Origin of the sequence: Glaciecola sp. KUL10 (genome assembly GCF_003203515.1) — a bacterium.
Lineage (GTDB): Bacteria > Pseudomonadota > Gammaproteobacteria > Enterobacterales > Alteromonadaceae > Glaciecola.
Map to the genome: position 1 here is coordinate 271833 of NZ_BGNG01000004.1, position 18379 is coordinate 290211.

Sequence of the window (18379 nt, forward strand, 5' to 3'; positions counted from 1 at the left end):
ATTAAATGTGAGCGAAATCAGCCTAGAAGGCAATTTATTCGTCGGAATCGATGGTGGCGGTACAAAATGCAAAGCGCGTTTAGAAAATGAAAAAGGGCAACTGTTAGCTGAAGCGATGACTGGACCGGCAAATGCAGCAAGAGATCTGTCTGGCAGTATTAAAAACATTATCAGAGCTTGCGAAATGTGCTTGAAATCTGCAGGTCTGGCACAGGAAAGGCTACAAGATCTTCATGTAGGTATTGGCCTAGCCGGTATTAATATTCCCAGCGTGAAAGCCGCGTTTGAAGAGATAAAGCTTCCTTTTGCAAGCTACCAAGTAACGACCGATTTGCATATAGCATGTTTGGGCGCTCACAAGGGGCAGTCCGGCACGGTTGTTATTGTGGGAACCGGTTCTTCTGGAATTGCAGTTAATAGCGAGTATCAAGTGATTCTAGGAGGTCATGGATTTCAGGTTGGCGATAAGGGCAGTGGTGCGTGGATAGGTAAAACAGCACTTGCTCATTGCTTAGAAGCCTTAGATGGTATTGTTGAGCCAAACTCGCTGACTCATGCCATTATGTCTCATCTTGACTGTAATAAAACGATCGATTTGGTGGCGAAAACAGTGTCTGCACCACCTTCATTTTTTGCATCTCTTTCGCCATTAGTGTTTGAATTAGCAAATAATAATCAAAAGGAAGCCCTAAGTATCGTAGAAGAAGCCGCACATTATATTAGCAAACTGAGTGCTCAGCTTTTACAGCATAGTCCTTCAAGATTATCGTTTATTGGTGGCGTATCAATTGCACTAAGCGAGTATTTTCCAGAAGCACTTAAGTCACAAATTTTACCTGCTCAACTGCCACCTGAGTCTGGCGCAATCCTATTTATTAAATCAACCCAAATTATTGAGAGCTTTTCATGAGTCAAACTTTAATGGCCAAAGAGGCCGCGCAAGCACCCGACGTTATAGAGCAGCAGTTTGAACTAAATCAAGCACGTATATTGGATTTAGTCAGTAAAGTTAAGGCCTTTGCTCCTAAGTTTGTTTACATTGTTGGAAGAGGTTCATCAGACCACGCAGGCGTATTTGCTAAATATTTAATTGAGGTTGAAATGGGAATTCCTGTTTCGTCTTCGGCACCTTCCGTGCAAAGTATCTACAAGCAGGACTTAAACTTAGAAAATGCCTTGGTTTTAGTGATTTCTCAGTCAGGAGGAAGCCCAGATATTATCGCCCAAGCCAAGTCAGCTAAGCTGAGAGGTGCCTTAACCGTTGCATTGATAAACGCACCTAATTCACCGCTAAGTGAAGTGGTAGACATCGAAGTGCCGCTACATGCTGGAAGTGAACAGGCTATCGCCGCTACAAAAAGCTATTTAGCGACCTTAAGTGCGATTATCCATTTTGTTGCAGTGTGGAAAAATGACTCGAAGTTGGTTGATGGCTTAGTGCGTTTACCTGCTCAGATGCGTGAAATTGTCAATCAAGCGCCGCGTCTTCAAGTTGCAAACTTTAATAAGGTGAAGCATTGTGTGGTGACGGGAAGGGGCTTTGGGTACGCAATAGCAAGAGAATTTGCACTGAAGCTCAAAGAGGTATTGAGTATTCATGCTGAGGCGTTTTCTAGCGCTGAATTTTTGCATGGTCCGGTCACACTCGTCGAGAACCAACTAGCGATTATTGATTTGTGTATCAAAGATGAATCTTATGACTCTCACAAAGCGCTCATGCAAGACATCAACAGTCGAGGTGCATTGACGACGATCATTGATATTGACAATGACTGGTGTCATCCGAGATGTCTACCATTGTTGTTAATGCAGGGGTTTTACTTAGATATAGAAAGGATTGCTCGCGAACAAGGATTAAATCCAGATGAACCACCGGGACTCAAAAAAGTTACCAAAACGCTCTAAGGGTATAGTTAAATGAAGTACTTTGTTAAACGTTTATTTGATGGTAAGCAGTTCAAGCAAAACCAGCTTATTACCGTTGAAAATGGCAAAGTCGCCTCACTTTCTTCGTCAGACAATGATGAAGATGTTCAGGTGATTGAGGGCATACTTGCGCCCGCTTATATCGACGTTCAAGTAAATGGAGGCGGAGGCGCATTGCTCAACAATGAGCCTAGTTTAAGCACCATCAAAACCATGTTAAAGGCGCACCAGCAATTTGGTACAGGTTCAATGTTGCCAACATTAATTACCGATGATATCGACGTTATGAAACGCACCGCTGATGCAGTGGCTAGTGCGATAGCACAGGGTGTTAAAGGCGTGATTGGCGTTCACTTTGAAGGGCCTCATTTAAGTGGTCCACGAAAAGGTATTCATCCGCTTGAGCATATCCGAAAAATTACAGACGAAGAAATGAAGATCTTTACACGTAAAGATCTGGGACAGGTGTGTGTCACCGTTGCTCCAGAAAATGTTTCTCTAGCATGTATTGAATCGTTAGTACGTGAGAATGTTATTGTTTCCCTAGGACACTCTAACGCTAGCGATCAGCAAACTTTTGATGCTATTGAGGCTGGGGCAACGGGCTTTACACACTTGTTTAATGCTATGTCTCCTTTAACTAGCCGAGCTAGCGGGGTCGTAGGGGCTGCCTTGCTTGATGACTCTGCATATTGCGGTTTGATTGTCGATAACGAGCACGTGAGTATCAACAGTTGTAAGTTGGCGATTAAATGTAAGGGGCCTGAAAAAATAATGCTTGTCACCGACGCCATGGCTCATGTGGGGAGTTCGGATACTACCTTGCCATTTGCAGGTATGGATATAACGCGCGTTGGCAACAAGTTGACGATTGAAGGAGGCACGCTTGCTGGCTCTGCCTTGGATATGGAAACAGCTGTCAAAAATGCAGTGAATTTACTTGGATGCTCCATTGGGCAAGCCTTACAAATGGCCACGTCTACACCTGCTGCATTTTTGAATATGCAAGCTCAAAAAGGCGCTATTGATATCGGTCTGGACGCAGACTGGGTGCAGTTAGACGATTCATTAAGTGTTACAAGGCTATTTATCGCAGGGCAATGAAACTAAGCGTAATTGTCCTTTAAAATTAACAATTTAAAACCACACGCTAATCAGCAAAAAGAGAATTAATATGCAGAAGTCGGTGTCATCTACAACTACAGAAAATAACAGCAGTAGCTTAGGGCCTATGGCCATTATAGGCGTTTTGTTTTTTCTATTTGGGTTTATAACTTGGTTGAACGGCGCTTTAATTCCGTTTTTGCAAATCGTATGCGACCTTAGCGAACCTGAAGCGCTTTTCATTGCATTTGCCTTTTATATTGCTTACGTCGTCATGGCACTACCTATGTCGTGGGTACTCGATAAAACAGGCTATAAAAACGGGATGGCACTTGGTCTAGTGACAATAGCCCTTGGGTGTTTGTTATTCATACCCGCCGCATTCACACAGGCATTTTCGGTCTTTTTATTGGCGCAATTTATCGTTGGAACGGGTTTAACAATTTTACAAACTGCCTCTAACCCTTACATTGTTAAAATTGGACCTAGCGAAACGGCTGCGGTTCGTATATCAATCATGGGCTTGTTGAATAAGTTTGCTGGTTTTCTCGCGCCAATTGTTTTTACGGCCTTGGTATTAAATGACTTTTCTAATGTAAATACACAGTTTATCGAAACACTTTCACCAGTAGACAAACAGGCAAAAATAGAAGCCCTATCCAATGCTTTGGTAATGCCTTACCTATACATGACAGGTGTTTTGCTAGTGTTAGCAGCGTTGTTAAAGCGTTCATCTCTTCCAGAGTTAGATCTTGAAAAGCTAGATAGCGATGAAGAAGAAGCCAAGGGTTTGATGTCTCACCCACAACTCGTTTTGGGCGTTGTCACACTTTTCTTATATGTGGGTGTTGAAGTCATCGCAGGAGACACAATTGGTCTATTTGGCTCGCAATTGGGAGTGGCCAACGCAACCTCGCTGACTTCTTACACCATGGCCTTTATGGTTGTTGGGTATCTTATTGGCTTGGCGGTTATTCCTCGCTTTATCAATCAGGCTCAAGCATTAGCGGGTTCAGCTATGTTGGGAATTGTGCTAAGTGTGTTGATAATCTTTGCTGACAACCAATCAACTCTGATCTCTGAAATACTTTGGGGGTGGACTGGCGCGCCAACGCTACCCAACAGCATCAGTCTGATTGCTATTCTGGGGTTTGCAAATGCGATGGTATGGCCTGCTGTTTGGCCTTTAGCATTGGAAGGTCTAAATAAATTAACCGCAAAAGCATCGGCTTTACTGATTATGGGTATTTCGGGTGGGGCAATTTTACCCGTTGTATACGGCTATATCGCTGAGTCAGCTGGCAATCAGAGCGCTTACTGGATGATGTTGCCTTGTTACGGCTTCATTTTATTTTATGCACTCTCTGGTCATAAAAAGCGCCGTTGGCGCTGATTTTCTCCGTCAGTGCAAATCGCTTGTCAATCAAGTTGATTTGCACTGGCTTTTTACTTTTCTTGAAGGATTAGTTAATCAAGACTAAGCCTTTTCAAGTTGCTCTACCTTCCAGTTGACTAACTTCTGAATGTGTCCAATAGAGTGGATCATTGCATGAGCTGCTTGCAGGTAACCTCGTGCGTGAAAATCTGCTGCAATGTCGCCTTGTAATCCAGCTAGTTTTTGCTTGTTAATAGCAAATAGTCCGTCCATCGCTTGGTCACCACCATCGGGTTTTTTGATGTTAAGTGTGATCGGTTCGATCAATGAATGCTCTTCCAATGCAGCAATAAATGATTGCGTAGATTGAATACCTCTTACCAGTGCACCCAAGAGTTCTGAAATTTCGTTGACTAGAAGGCTTGGTGAATCATCTTCTTTAAACAAAGCAGTCCCTTTTGTTTCGCTAATTCGATTACTTTCTACGTTCAATCCGATTTTTACATCGTTTTCTTGGGCTGTACTAATATCACCATTGACAAAGCATGCTTGAAAAGGCTGCCTGCGCATATCCAATGGCACATAAGACGCCTTAAATTTGTTGCCGTCAACGAATAGATTTTCGGTGGCGCCAAAGCCAGCTAGGGCAACCAATTCATAGGCTTTAGTCTCTGGGTGTTGAGTGAAAAAAACCGGAAAGTCTAACACTAATTGTGGTAGTTCCCCTGCAACCACCGCAATGACGTTGCGCACATCGTCGTAGTTAGCGTCGACACCTGTTTTGATCTTTAGTTTACCGTGTTGCTTGGGGTTTAATAATTCAATTTTTGGCACGTTTTACTTCTCTTAGTATTTTATCATTTGTGCGTTATTTTAATCTGACTTACTCACATGTCTATTAATAATATGAACGGTTTATTTTGGCGGTCGCTATCATTCAACCTTAATTAAATCGTCTGGGTTTGAAGTCTGAAAGTCTTTTAGCGCTTTAGTTTTGTATGCGCCTTGTTCAAAACGCGTTAGTACACTTTTATGGACGTATTGTGCACTTTTATTATCTTTGGGTATTTTGCGATTGAGTTTGCCAAGTAGCTTGAATTTTCCTTTGTATTCATTGTGAATGTCGGCCATCGGGTTTAGCGTCGTTTGAACAAGATTTTCGTCCACGCTCAAACCAAATTTCGATGCCTCGTCAGCCATCCATTTCAATGGGATATCAGAAAGTAAATGTCCTTCTTCATCTGGCGCATAACTTCCGCCAACATCCGAGTGACTGCCTGCGAACCAAACTTGTTTGACATCGACATTGTCTCTGTCTTCCCAAATGGTGGGTGCAAAGTCTTTTCTAAACTCATCTAGCGCAAGTGCGTGGCGGACAGTTTTTACGTTACCGCCTATTTTATGGTCATAAAATAGGTCTTGGTCTTTAATTAAACCAAATAAAGTAAAGGGTAAGCCCATTGCACCAACCGTATCCCAAACCCCTATGAAGTGCACATTTGACTTGTTTTCAACTGCGTACTTGCCTCTATATGCGCGGGCTTTCTCGCTGCTAGGTGGGTAGTCGGGATTTTTATATAACTCAAAGGCTTCTTCAACTCGTCGACCCTCTACGGCTTTTAAAATCCCTGCATTATTGATTAGTGCAGAAAGGCTTCTAACCGTATATGCGCCTCGACTAAATCCAAATAGATAAATTCGGTCACCGGGTTCGTAGTTATGCACTAAAAAGCGATAGCCATCCATGACATTTTTTTCGAGCCCCATACCGATACCTCCTGCTAGTGCGGAGTTGTGGTAAGAACCTATTCCCCAATCATAAAAAACGACCTGCTTTGAGCCTTCATTAGTCACCCTAGATATTGAGCGTGCGAGTCGTAGTACGTTGGTCGGTTGGTCGTCACTGTTGAGTTCTTCAGGTCGATTCCATGTGCCATCTGCACAAATCACTATATTTTTCATAGATAACTTCCTGTCAGTTTTAGAGTGGTTTTAAGCGTATGAGAATAACGTTATTGTCAGTGTAGACAAATTAAAATAGGAAAACAAAAAACGATGTTAGCGGGCAATTTGCCAAGTGTTTTTGCCCAAGGATTTAGCTTGGTATAGTGCTTGGTCAGCCTCGTTAAATAGGTTTATAGGCGTATTTAAATTTGACGGCACCAAACATGATATGCCGATACTAATGGAAACTTGAGGAGCGGGGACAATTTCCATGGTTTTTGACAGCGAATTAGCAAATTCATCGATAATTAATTTTGCTAAATGGGCACAGTTGTCATAGTTGCTCTCGGGCAGTAATACGACAAACTCATCACCACCAAACCTCGCACTTGAATCAGAACTGCGGCTGCATACTTTGTTCAAAGTGTTGGCTGTATATTGAATTAACTCGTCGCCTTTATGATGACCATAGTGATCATTGAAATACTTAAAGTTATCGATGTCAATGAGCAGCATACTCAAGGATTTTTTTGCACGCCGACAACGAGCCCATTCGGATGATAAAGCTTGATTATAGCCCCTTCGATTCATTAAACCAGTCAACTCATCATTGTAAGCGAGCTGTTGAATTTCACATTGCTTTGCTTGAATTCTAATCTTTGAATAAAGTCGCGCGTTTAATTCATCTTGTCTTAGGGGGAGTGATATAAAATCATCGCAACCGAGGCTAAATGCACGAATACGGTCGTCAACATTTTCATGTGCTGAAACCATAATTACAGGTATACGAGCGCTACTTTTTTGCTGTTTTAGCCTAATAAGTGCGTTAAAAGCATCAATTTTTTCGTTTTCTGTATTAATTACTATCAATGACGGAGCGGGTTTTAAAGAAAGCGCAGAAATAATTTGTCGTAGATTTAAGGAAGCGATGACCTTAATGTCAGTTAATTGATGCATGAAGAGCGTATGTAGGGGCGAACTTTCTGAATCCAATAGCAACACGTCAACCGCGTTTAAGCTTAACGGGTTTCTTGCTTTGGCTTGCGTCGAGTTCAATTTTTCACTCATTTATCGCCACGCTCAGGCATTTTTATCTCCATGTTCAACGAAACCTTACACTATTTTATAAACTAAAGTACAATTTTTGACCTATTTTGTTGCTTTTGGTTCACCTTTTTGACACAGATCAATTTAGGCAACGCAATATGATCACTGTTTTCACTAGCCCTATGATTTAGATGAAAATATGGAATAACAGCAAAAGCCTTTAAACCTTTTTTCATTTTGGTCCGACATAGCTACAAGATTGAAAAGTTTTTGCGTTTAAAAAGCCTTATACTTTGCGACTCCAAGCGCTTACACAAGAAAAAGATAATAAATAAATGTCATTCAAAAAAAATTTTCTAGCCTGTCTTTTGCTCGTTGCGCCTTTGTGTGCTGCCGCACAAGCATCCCAAGAACCTACGTCCCTTGCGGTGCCATTTATCGACGCCAAGCCAAATATAGACGGCAACTTGAACGACAATGCTTGGCGTAATGCTCAAACATATTCTTTGGCTTATACGACACAACCCTTGCAAAATGATACGCCACCAGTCAAGACCAGTGTTTCATATTTTGAAAACGGCACTACATTTTTCGTTGCCTTTAGGGCTTACGACCCAAATCCAGGCGATATACGTTCGTTCTATCGGGACCGAGATAATGTTTGGGGGCAAGACTTAGTCGGCTTGAAGCTGGATACGTACGGCGATGGACGATTGGCTTATCAGTTTTTTGTCAATCCATTTGGGACGCAAATTGACTCAATCGAAAATGAAATGACTGGCCAAGAAAGCATGAGTTGGAATGGCATCTGGGAGTCTGCAGGAAAAATAACAGAAGATGGTTATCAAGTGGAAATTGCCATCCCATTGAGGTTAATGAACTTTCAAGAGAAAGATGCAATAAAGCGATGGGGTATTGAGTTTGTGCGTTTTTACCCTCGTAAAATACAATACCGCCTGTCGCATGTTCCGTTTGACCGCAACAATTCTTGCAACCTATGTCAGATGGGCTTTGTTGATGGCTTTGAAAAAGCAAAGCAAGGTCAGAATTTAGCGATCGTGCCGACTGCTGTTATTGGACGTGCGCAAACAAGAGAACCTGAATCCTCTTTAGACTGGGACGATTCAAACAACCAAGAACTGGGTTTGGATGTCAAATGGGCAATTACGCCTGAAATAACGTTGCTAGGCACGCTCAACCCTGATTTTTCACAAGTTGAAGCAGATGTTGCCCAACTCAGCGTAAATAATACTTTTGCTTTGTTCTTCCAAGAAAGAAGACCGTTTTTTGTCGAGAATGCTGATTACTTTAGCAGTGACCAAAACCTCATTTACACTCGCAATATTAATGCACCTGATTATGGTGCAAAAGTAACTGGCCGAAGCGATCAGCACTCCTTGGGCTTGTTTGTGGCAAATGATGAGACTACTTCATTCATTGTACCGGGCAACTTGGGTTCAAGTATTGCGAGTTTAGAGGACGAGTCCACTAATTTGGGTTTGCGGTATCGATATGATTATTCAGATGATTTGTCGATAGGTACGGTGGTGACTATTCGGGATTCAAACGCTTATCACAACTACGTTTCTGGCATTGACGCTAAATATAGATTAAGCGATACGGATACGATTAGAGTGCAAGCGGTTATGAGTGAGACTGAATATCCAATAGACTTATTTAAAACGTTTTGTGAAGACGCTTGCCGATCATCAGATGAACTAAGTGAATCCGCATTGCGGAGCAAAGAAGCGACAGGTTATCAAGGGCTGTCTTATCGATTTAACTATCGCCGAAATACCAACGATTATAACCTCCGTTTTGGTCACTTTTTCACAGATGATGAATTTCGAGCTGATTTAGGTTTTCAGTCTAGAGTCGACAGTGTGACTACTGTCATCGGTGGTGGCTACAATTGGTGGAATGAAAATAGCTGGTGGAATAGAATCAGAATCAATGGCGACTGGGATATCTCTCATAATACTGATGGAGAATTGATAGAAAAAGAGTCAGAAATTTACGCCAGTATTCGCGGTGATTATCAGACTTTCGCGGAGATTGGTATAATGGAAAGAACACGCGTTGGCTTGCGCGAAGATAATACCAATTTGCAAATTGATAATAATGCGACACAGTTTTCGGAAAACCGTATTTCCTTGTTTTTTGTGACCAGTCCCAACCAATATATCACCTTTGATACATGGACGAATAAAGGTGATGCGATTGACTTTGCAAATAATCGAATCGGTGAACAATTTGTATTTGAACCAGAAATAGAACTAAACATCGGCAAACATATGCGCTTGAACTTTGAGCACAGTTACGTAGATTTTGATGCTCAAGGACAAGACTTGTTCACTGCCAACTTATCTGATTTGCGAATGACCTATCAGTTTGACCAACGCCAATTAGTGCGTTTTACAATGGCTTACACTGATATTGAGCGCAATGCCGCTAATTATCTTGATGAAGTAGATGAGCATTACGCTGACTATGGTTTTCAGTTGCTTTACTCATACAAAGTAAACCCATTAACTAAATTCTTTGTTGGCTACTCTCAATCGGCTTTTGAAACCGACGAGTTAAATAAGCTAACAGTCAATGGCCGTTCTATCTTTATGAAGCTAAGCTATGCGTGGCTGAGGTAATCCAGCATTAGTTAAAATTTAATCAATAAACCCCTTGTGATTGGCGTCGTTGCTACGTATAATGCGCGCCCTTGAAGTCAACATCCAAGTTCCTTGTCTCTATGTAGAAGACTTCACTACCCGAGACTATAACCGTAGGGAGCAGTAATGCGTCATTACGAAATCGTATTCATGGTTCACCCTGATCAGAGTGAACAAGTACCAGGCATGATTGAAAAATACACTGGTATCCTTGAGCAAGACGGCGGAAAAATCCACCGTTTAGAAGACTGGGGCCGTCGTCAATTGGCTTACCCAATCGAAAAGCTTCACAAAGCACACTATGTTCTTGTTAACGCTGAAGCAACTCCAGAAGCTGTTGAAGAGCTAGAAACTGCTTTCCGTTTCAACGACATTGTATTGCGTAACATGGTTATGCGTACAAAAGCGGCTGTTACTGAGCAATCACCAATGGCTAAAGAAGAGCGTCGTGAAGACCGTCGTCCACCACGTGAAGACCGTCCAGCACCGGCTGCTGCACCAGCTACTACAGAAAAAGAAGGAGACGAATAATGGCTCGTTTTTTCAGACGTCGTAAGTTTTGTCGTTTTTCTGCCGAAGGCGTTGCAGAGATCGATTACAAAGACATCAGCATGCTTAAGAACTACATCACTGAAAGTGGTAAAATCGTTCCTAGCCGTATTACTGGTACAAGTGCAAAATATCAGCGTCAATTGTCGACTGCTATCAAGCGCGCACGCTTCCTAGCGTTGTTACCGTACACCGATTCACATAAATAAGCTGGCGCTTAAACAGATAATAGAGGTAGCAAGATGCAAATCATCCTACTAGATAAAGTCGCCAACTTAGGCGGTTTAGGTGACACAGTCACAGTAAAATCAGGTTACGCACGTAACTTCTTATTTCCACAGCAAAAAGCGGTTCCGGCCACTAAAGCTAACGTTGAGAAATTTGAAGCTCGTCGCGCTGAGTTAGAAGCGAAAATCGCTGAGCAATTAGCTGCTGCACAAGCACGTGCTGACAAGCTAAGCGCACTAGAGTCTGTAACCATTGCAGCTCCAGCGGGTGACGAAGGTAAATTGTTTGGTTCTGTTGGTACTAAAGACATTGCTGACGCAGTTACTGCGGCAGGTGTTGAAGTTGCTAAAGCAGAAGTTAAATTACCTACTGGTACACTTCGCGAAACAGGTGAGTTCGAAATTGATGTTCAACTTCACTCAGAAGTTATGTCTTCAGTTAAGCTAGTAATTATTCAAGAAGCTTAATTCGAAACACAACGAATTGATTTAAAAACACCGCCTTTTGGCGGTGTTTTTGTTTGTGCCATAAATTTAATCGATTATTTCTTTCTGAGCATTCGCGCTTGAATTCGCTTCATACCTGGCGCATTAATGATACGCTCTATCAATAACATACTGATCAACCCAATCGTCATATAGTGATACCAAAACAACACCTTACTTTCCCAAACGATGTGAAGTAAAAGCAACACAGCAGTAATGTGTACAAGAGAATGCAAGGTCAACCAATGTCGTTTAAGTACTTTTTTTGCAAAGTTAAAAGAGGTAATGAATAAGCTTATTAAAATAACTTGGGCCAATAGGCCAACGAAAATAAACTGGCGCGCCTGCAAATCAAACCATAATTCAAGCCAATCAAAGTCAAATTCGAAATAAAAATAGGTCATGAAGTGCCAGACACCGAAGTACGCGGCGGCCATTCCGAACGTTCTGCGATAGGTAATTAAGAAGTTCCAATCTGATAGTCTTTTTCCAAGTGGCCACTGAGCGCGAATGGCGATATATGAAAGCAGCCTTTGAGCAGGAGACATGAGATAAGAAATAACAAACACAGATATAGCGATATATCCAGACCATAGCATTAATGCCTCAAATACATTTACGGGGTACAGATCGAAAACGTAAATCGCAACAAATACCAAGGGCAGTAATTGTAGAAGATAAAATAGATATCTATTGTGTCGTTTGCGTTGTTTCTTGAGTTGTGCAAGTATCATTTTGAGTGTGATTATCGCGGTTAGAAAAGGCTATCAAGTACATCATTCTGATATAAGTCACGAACTTCTTCGTAGTATCCGTTGAGCAGTTGCGTCTTTATTTTTTTCTTTGCTCCTAAAGGAAGCTCTCGTCTTTGATTCCATCTCGGATGTGCAACATTTGGATTCACATTTGCGTAGAAACCATATTCACTTGGAGAGCTTTGACTCCAGCTTGATATCGGTTGAGTGTCCACTAGTTCGATCTCTGTAATTGCTTTAATGCTTTTAAAGCCGTACTTCCAAGGAACCACCAAACGGATCGGGGCACCATTTTGCTTAGCAAGTGCTTCGTTATACATGCCAGTGGCAAGGATCGTAAGCGGATGCATTGCTTCGTCGAGTCGTAAGCCTTCTGTGTAGGGCCATGGCATTAAATTATTCCGTTGGTTGATCATTTGTTTGGGATCATGCAACGATTTAAACTTTACATACCTAGCGTTTGGGAGAGGCTTTACTAAAGAGAGAAGTTGGTTTAGTTCGAACCCATGCCATGGGATAACAGCAGACCATCCTTCTACACATCTCAGTCTGTATGTTCGACGGCAAGAGGTAAAAGACTTTAAATCCTCTAGCGATAGTGACAGGGGGCTTTCTACTAAGCCAGAGACGCGAACCTGCCAAGGTTCTGTTTTGAATTCTCGAGCAAGGTGCTTAACCATTTGTTTGTCAGTGCTAAATTCATAGTAATTACTATACGATTGCACGTGTTTTTTTTGACTAGTCGCTAGTTGCTCACCCACATCAAAACACTGCTTATTTGAGTCAAAAGTGTGGGGCGATGCGATGACCTGTTGTATTGGAAGCAAGCCCAACGCCATTGCCCCTTTGATAAATTTTCGGCGTTCGACAAAAACTTCTTTAGGAGTCGTGGTGTGATCAAGCTTGTAATGAGAAGCAAACTTCATTGGCCTTAGTCACGCAAGCTAATAATATACTCTACCACAGCGTTAAGCTCGTCAGCTGACAGTTGCTCACCCCAAGGCGGCATCTGAGGCGACCGCCCAAGAGGTTGCCCACCTTCTTCAATAATGCGCTTTAGGTAGGCTGCAGGTGCTCGGCTTTTAGTTAAATTAAAAGGTGGCGGGGACTTGATAATTTTTGCCATCCGTCCATCACCTAAACCGTTTTTTCCGTGGCATAAAACACAGCGAGCTTCAAACACGTCTTTACCGAGTGTTATGAAAGAGCTTTGCTGGTCTAGATCACTTAGCTTTGCTATTGCTTGCTTGGGTTCGTTGCGCAAGAAGCCTATAAACAAACTCACTGACTCAAGTTCTGTCCATGTAAGCTCATTACCCATCGGTGGCATGTATTGATTAATATTTTCTAGCATGCTGCCGTATACCACCGTGTTATATATCTCTTCTTTAGTCGACGCTTTTTGAGCGGTAAACAAATTTGTATCAGGGTAATCAGGGATCTTTAATGGAATTTTCCCCTCTCCCATACCTTGAGAGCCATGACACAGTGAGCAACGTTGGTTAAAGACCTCTGCACCGATGTCTAAACTAGGCGTAGTATCGTCTTTTAAGCCGATGCTTGCGTGAGCCATGCCTAGTAAAGAATAGGCAATCAGTGCTGAACTTAATAGTAAATTTCGCAAGCTAGTCTCCTCGTTTTCAAGCTGGGATTAGTCTTCGACCACAACGGTCATGCGCATATTAGGATGAATTGCACACTCGACCTCGACCTCACCACTTTCTTCAAATACCACTTTTTTTGAGTTTCCTTGTGGGAATGATCCCAAGTCAAACATCGCAGCATCACTTAAGCTAAATACATTGTGAAAAAATGGATCTTCGTTTACGAATTCTACGCTGTCGCCTTTTTTGACGACAATTTTGTCAGTTGTAAATTCTTTATTCTTTTGTCCTACTTTATGTGTTTCTTGGGCTAGCACCGCAGTGGTAAAAAGCAATACATGAGCAATAAATAAAACAAATAGTTTGATATACGTTTTCATAGTTTTTCCTATAGTTAATCAGCTAAGGGTAAAATTGGCAGTGTAAAAGGCTTTGGCTCAGTTGTTAAAGCGCGCATAAACGCAATTAAGTCTTCAACTTCTTGGTCACTCAATTGAGCACCTTTAAAGTTAGGTGAAAGGTTAGTCTTGACCACACCACCGCTTTGATAATGTTCTACAACTTCCTTGAGTGTGCTCGCAGAGCCGTCATGAAAATATGGAGCGGTAAGCGATGCGTCTCTGATTGTTGGCGTTTTGAATGCACCTTTCATTAAACCTAATGGGCGTTGTGTATAACGACCTAAATCGGGGTTTTCTTTTCCAAAAGCGGCCAAACCAAGGTTGTGAAATCCGTTGTCAGTAAAATTAGGAGCAGAGTGACAAACAGAGCAGTTGCCCTTTTGAGGGTCCATAAAAACCTTAAAGCCATTTATCTGCTGTTTTGAAAGCGCATTAGCATCACCCTTTACCCATTGATCAAAAGGTGAATTATTACTAATGACTGTTCTTTCAAATGAAGCGAGTGCTTTAGCTAGGGTTTCCTCACCTATTTCAGCATCTGGGTAAGCTTTGCCAAATAGTGTCGAATACTCCTCGTTTTCATTTAAAAACCTCATTAACTCGCCCAAGTCCATATTCATTTCTTCATGGGCTTTCATCGGGCCGATGGCTTGGTCCTCAAGTGACTTTTTTCTACCGTCCCACATTTGTATGGTGTTATAGGCTGTATTTATCACCGTAGGGCTTGCACGACCAAGCTCCATACTCTTGTTTCCCCTTGCTTTGGGTAAACCATCTGACCAGCCAAAAACTGGACTATGACAAGTCGCACAAGACATATTTTTATCGCCAGAAAGTCGGGGATCAAAGAATAGTTTTTTACCTAATTCGATTCTCTCTGGTGTTAGCTGATTATCTTTAGGTGTTGGCACTTCGTCAGGCAATAACCATTTTTTGAGGCTAGGATGCCCCGCCTCAAATACAGTGCTACTGTACTCGTCGGCCAAGATATGAGGCGCAAACAAGCAAGTTATAATGACTAACCCCAGTTTAATGTTCATGACGACACTCCTATTAATGAGAACCCGTTGAGAATTGGCGAACCATTTCTTCCAAGGTGGTTGATGCGGTGGCAAGCTCTGATGATTCACTACACAAGGCGTGCATTTCATCTTGAGTTCTGCAAGTTACTTTATCCAAGGTAACAAGAAAGCGACTTAGTTCTTCTATGAAGACAGCTTGTTGAGAAAAATCTTGTTTCGTATTGTTTATTTCCGAAATGGTGTCTTGAGATAGCGAAATAGTTTGCTTTGCATTTTCAGACACGCTCTTAAGGGCTTCGATATTTAAATCCAAGTCTTTAAAATTGGTATCAAAGCTATCTACATTTTGACTCACTCTAGTGTTCATTTCTGATGCAAGTGTTGAAATTTGTTCTACAGCGTCTCCTGAGCGATTGGCTAAGTTTCGAACTTCATCTGCAACAACTGCAAAGCCTCTACCTTGTTCGCCGGCTCGCGCTGCTTCAATCGCAGCATTGAGTGCAAGTAGATTAGTTTGTTCTGATATCGCTTTGATAGTAGAGGTGATGTCGGTGATACGATTGGCAGATTCTGCTAATGACTTTGTATTATTCATCACGCCGATAGTATTTTCTCGGAAGCGATTTAGAGATTGCAACCCTTTTTCAATCGAAACGCCTGCTTCTTCGCTTTGAAGGGCGGTTTGACGAGCAAACTGCGTTGTTTGCTCGAAGCGAGATTCTACTTTCTCAGCAGTTTCGTTTAGTGAGTTGATTTGAGATGTAAGTGCGTCGACTTCGGTATATATCCCAGACACGTCTGCTTGAGTTTGTGCAGCGCGCTTATCTACTGTATTGGATGTGCTTGAAATTTTATTTGTTTCCCCACGTATCCCCAATACAATCTCTCGAATACTCCCAATCGAAAGCACAAGGCTTTGATAAAGATTTCCAATTTCATCATTAGTCGGCTTACTCGCTTTCTTAATGGTTAAGTCGCCGTTTGCAAAATTCTTCATTGCTTCATTAATGCGAACCAACGCTTTAGACAAATACTTTGCTGTGTAAAGATTTAGAAAAATAGAAGCTAGTAATGCAATGCCAACAAGGGAAGCAGCAAAGATACTCAGCTTAATATTCTTTTGATGTTGTTGCTCTGCAATTAGTGAAAGATAGTTTCTTTCTTTGCTTAATAATTCGTTTGAAAGACGAGTTACTTCATCATATGCGGCTTGATTTGAAATGATAGTTTGCATGGCTTCAGCGTCTTTATTGCGTTTACCAAAACGAATGACTTGCATTGATTTGGGCTTCAGATCTTCGAGTGCTTGTTGAAGGTGTTTCAACACAGGATCCTCAGGAATTTGCTCATATAAAGCCGCAATATTCTCGTCAACCAAAGAAAACGATTTAATAGAATCAACGGCAAAGCGTCGGATGTCTTGGCTTTCTGCACTTGCAACTAATGATGTTAATGATAAATGACTGTGGTTGATTGCGTTTGCTACTTCGGTAACTAGACTTTGCCTAGTCGAGGCTTCACCCAATAATTCTGAGGTTTCGGTGCTTTGTTTTAGCAATGAAAATAGACAATATAAGGTCACGGCGGCAATCACAATTAAGGGAGGTACACTGGATAGTGTAAGTTTTTTTGACCAACACATTTTTGAAAGGTGATTTGCTAACATGGTATCTCGCAGTTTGCTGAACTCGATTTTGAGTATCCGCATAGTAATTTGTTGCTTACTTTTTGATATCGCTCGCTCACTTAAAAGTATTAGGCTTTTTCTTGTGCAATCCAAAATAAAAGGATTAAAGAGTGATATTAGATACCAAAAATATAGTAAGTCTTTTTCACTGTCAGAGTGTATAAATATTGATCTGTAGTTATGATTTGGCATAACTATAGCTCAATTGTCCGCTGGCACTGGCGCTAGACAAAAGTATAAATTTCATTGGTTTCAATCATTTACCTATTGTGTTAAAAAAATGTTTATTTTATTGTTATCGTTAACATTTGGTTAGCTTAATTAACAAATAGAGATTAACCATGATTTTAACTCGTTATAAATCAATAAAAGTGCTCGCTATTTTCGGGCTTTTGTTTGCGTTTGCTTCATCAGTATTTGCTCAGACGCCGCAAAATCAGTTGCGCGGAGGTGAATTGCAATCTAAAGATGAACACTTATACGGAAAGGTTGAAGTGCGAATGTATTCGCAGCCTGTTGTAGGCATAACCAGTACCTTTTTTTGGTGGCGTAATGGTGGTTATTTGTGTGGTACACAGTGGAACGAAATTGATATAGAAACGATTCCTCGTGCGGGGCAATATCAATCAAACCCGATTTGGCAAACCAGCGACAATGACTGCAATATCAAACGCTCGGAGGAGCTTCATGGCGATGAATCACTTTACAATCGTTGGGTAGTTTACACCTTAGAGTGGACACCAGACTACATTGCTTGGTATCACGATGGTCAGCTTGATCGCCGTATTACACTATCAAATCATCCGTCGGTACAACACTTACGTCATCAAATGCGCTATGCATTTAACCTTTGGACACAAGGCAATGCCAACCCTGACTGGTTAGGTAATTTAGATTTTAATCGCTTGGAGAATAATCCGGTTTATCAGTTTGTCGATTATTTTAGATACTATGAATACAACGGCAGTGGGTTTAACAACAACCCAACTACTGATATTAATTTTTCAGCAAGACGCGACATTGACGACAATTTCTTTATATCTGATTGTGAGTTTGGCCAAAGTCAGGGCTTCTTATCTTGGTCAAAAGACGCCGTAGGGATCGTCGATCTTGGTAATGGCAACAGTGCTATGTGGTTGGGTTTATTTCATGCTGGCGATGAACGCGGCCCAAGAGCATCAGAAATTCCCACTGAATCAGGTAATACAAATCCAGGCGGGGCAATCAATATTCAAGCTGAATCTGCTGTGGGCTTTAATGGACTGCGTATAGGAGCAACTGGTTTAGGCTTTATTAGCAATGGTTCATGGGCTAGTTATGCGGCAGTGAACATCCCATCGGCTGGTCAATACGAGGTGACGTATCGAGCAGCAAGCGCTGGCGATGGCGGAAGCATCCAGTTAGAGCAAGCAGGTGGTGCAAACGTATTTGGCACGGTTCAAGTACCTGCAACGGGGTCTTGGGGTAATTACACTACGGTTAGCCATGATGTAAATTTGCCAGCCGGAAACCTAAGTTTTGGGATGTATTTTGCTGACGGTGGATTTAACTTTGATTACTTCCAGATAGTCAGGCCCCAGTAAATA

The 18379-nt window shown here is 41.8% G+C and carries 18 protein-coding genes; 9 read left to right on the plus strand and 9 right to left on the minus strand.

Annotated features, from left to right (window positions below; all coding sequences use genetic code 11):
• Positions 1-7 precede the first annotated feature (7 nt).
• From KUL10_RS09245 to KUL10_RS09260, 4 genes are all read left to right on the plus strand, one after another.
• Complete coding sequence (locus tag KUL10_RS09245) at positions 8-910, plus strand: BadF/BadG/BcrA/BcrD ATPase family protein (protein ID WP_233499766.1); 903 nt, start codon at positions 8-10, stop codon at positions 908-910.
• Positions 907-1905: a glucosamine-6-phosphate deaminase NagB-II gene (gene nagB-II / locus KUL10_RS09250; RefSeq protein WP_110428631.1), complete on the plus strand. Its 999-nt coding sequence runs from the start codon at positions 907-909 to the stop codon at positions 1903-1905. The genes KUL10_RS09245 and nagB-II overlap by 4 nt, the downstream gene beginning before the upstream one ends.
• 12 nt (positions 1906-1917) lie before the next feature.
• Complete coding sequence (gene nagA / locus KUL10_RS09255) at positions 1918-3030, plus strand: N-acetylglucosamine-6-phosphate deacetylase (RefSeq protein ID WP_110428632.1); 1113 nt, start codon at positions 1918-1920, stop codon at positions 3028-3030.
• A 70-nt stretch (positions 3031-3100) separates the two neighbouring features.
• Positions 3101-4423, plus strand: a complete 1323-nt coding sequence (locus KUL10_RS09260; RefSeq protein ID WP_110428633.1) for a sugar MFS transporter — start codon at positions 3101-3103, stop codon at positions 4421-4423.
• Positions 4424-4507: 84 nt separating this feature from the next.
• Here the strand turns inward: KUL10_RS09260 and KUL10_RS09265 are convergent, their stop codons facing one another.
• The 3 genes from KUL10_RS09265 to KUL10_RS09275 form a co-directional block, all read right to left on the minus strand.
• A complete protein-coding gene (locus tag KUL10_RS09265) occupies positions 4508-5239 on the minus strand; it encodes a SapC family protein (RefSeq protein ID WP_110428634.1) in 732 nt (243 codons plus the stop codon).
• Between the two features lie 99 nt (positions 5240-5338).
• Positions 5339-6367: a DUF2235 domain-containing protein gene (locus KUL10_RS09270; RefSeq protein ID WP_110428635.1), complete on the minus strand. Its 1029-nt coding sequence runs from the start codon at positions 6365-6367 to the stop codon at positions 5339-5341.
• A gap of 96 nt (positions 6368-6463) precedes the next feature.
• The gene (locus KUL10_RS09275) at positions 6464-7417 is read right to left on the minus strand and encodes a diguanylate cyclase (protein WP_110428636.1); all 954 of its coding nucleotides are present in this window, start codon (positions 7415-7417) and stop codon (positions 6464-6466) included.
• A 314-nt stretch (positions 7418-7731) separates the two neighbouring features.
• Here KUL10_RS09275 and KUL10_RS09280 point away from each other — a divergent pair, with 314 nt between their 5' ends.
• The 4 genes from KUL10_RS09280 to rplI all read left to right on the plus strand — a co-directional run bounded on the left by KUL10_RS09280 (position 7732) and on the right by rplI (position 11306).
• Positions 7732-10041, plus strand: coding sequence for a carbohydrate binding family 9 domain-containing protein (locus KUL10_RS09280; RefSeq protein ID WP_110428637.1), 2310 nt, complete (start codon positions 7732-7734; stop codon positions 10039-10041).
• A gap of 147 nt (positions 10042-10188) precedes the next feature.
• Positions 10189-10593, plus strand: coding sequence for a 30S ribosomal protein S6 (rpsF, locus tag KUL10_RS09285; RefSeq protein WP_110428638.1), 405 nt, complete (start codon positions 10189-10191; stop codon positions 10591-10593).
• On the plus strand, positions 10593-10820 hold the full coding sequence (rpsR, locus tag KUL10_RS09290; protein WP_110428639.1) for a 30S ribosomal protein S18: 228 nt from the start codon (positions 10593-10595) through the stop codon (positions 10818-10820). Before rpsF ends, rpsR begins: the two co-directional genes overlap by 1 nt.
• A 33-nt stretch (positions 10821-10853) precedes the next feature.
• Positions 10854-11306 (plus strand): 50S ribosomal protein L9, encoded by a 453-nt coding sequence (rplI, locus tag KUL10_RS09295; protein ID WP_110428640.1) that lies wholly within the window; start codon positions 10854-10856, stop codon positions 11304-11306.
• A gap of 74 nt (positions 11307-11380) precedes the next feature.
• Here rplI and KUL10_RS09300 read toward each other — a convergent pair whose 3' ends face one another.
• From KUL10_RS09300 to KUL10_RS09325, 6 genes are read right to left on the minus strand one after another with little or no spacing between them, the layout of a single operon-like run.
• Complete coding sequence (locus tag KUL10_RS09300) at positions 11381-12058, minus strand: ferric reductase-like transmembrane domain-containing protein (RefSeq protein ID WP_110428641.1); 678 nt, start codon at positions 12056-12058, stop codon at positions 11381-11383.
• A gap of 20 nt (positions 12059-12078) precedes the next feature.
• Positions 12079-13005, minus strand: a complete 927-nt coding sequence (msrP, locus tag KUL10_RS09305) for a protein-methionine-sulfoxide reductase catalytic subunit MsrP (protein ID WP_110428642.1) — start codon at positions 13003-13005, stop codon at positions 12079-12081.
• 5 nt (positions 13006-13010) lie between these two features.
• The gene (locus KUL10_RS09310; protein WP_199509211.1) at positions 13011-13703 is read right to left on the minus strand and encodes a c-type cytochrome; all 693 of its coding nucleotides are present in this window, start codon (positions 13701-13703) and stop codon (positions 13011-13013) included.
• 27 nt (positions 13704-13730) lie between these two features.
• Positions 13731-14063: a plastocyanin/azurin family copper-binding protein gene (locus KUL10_RS09315; protein WP_110428643.1), complete on the minus strand. Its 333-nt coding sequence runs from the start codon at positions 14061-14063 to the stop codon at positions 13731-13733.
• A gap of 14 nt (positions 14064-14077) precedes the next feature.
• Complete coding sequence (locus tag KUL10_RS09320; RefSeq protein ID WP_110428644.1) at positions 14078-15124, minus strand: cytochrome-c peroxidase; 1047 nt, start codon at positions 15122-15124, stop codon at positions 14078-14080.
• Between the two features lie 13 nt (positions 15125-15137).
• Entirely contained in the window at positions 15138-16772 is a 1635-nt protein-coding gene (locus KUL10_RS09325) for a methyl-accepting chemotaxis protein (protein ID WP_158525355.1), read from the minus strand.
• Between the two features lie 362 nt (positions 16773-17134).
• On the opposite strand from KUL10_RS09325, the gene KUL10_RS09330 reads away from it, so the two are divergent.
• Complete coding sequence (locus tag KUL10_RS09330) at positions 17135-18376, plus strand: carbohydrate-binding protein (RefSeq protein WP_110428646.1); 1242 nt, start codon at positions 17135-17137, stop codon at positions 18374-18376.
• Positions 18377-18379: the final 3 nt, after the last annotated feature.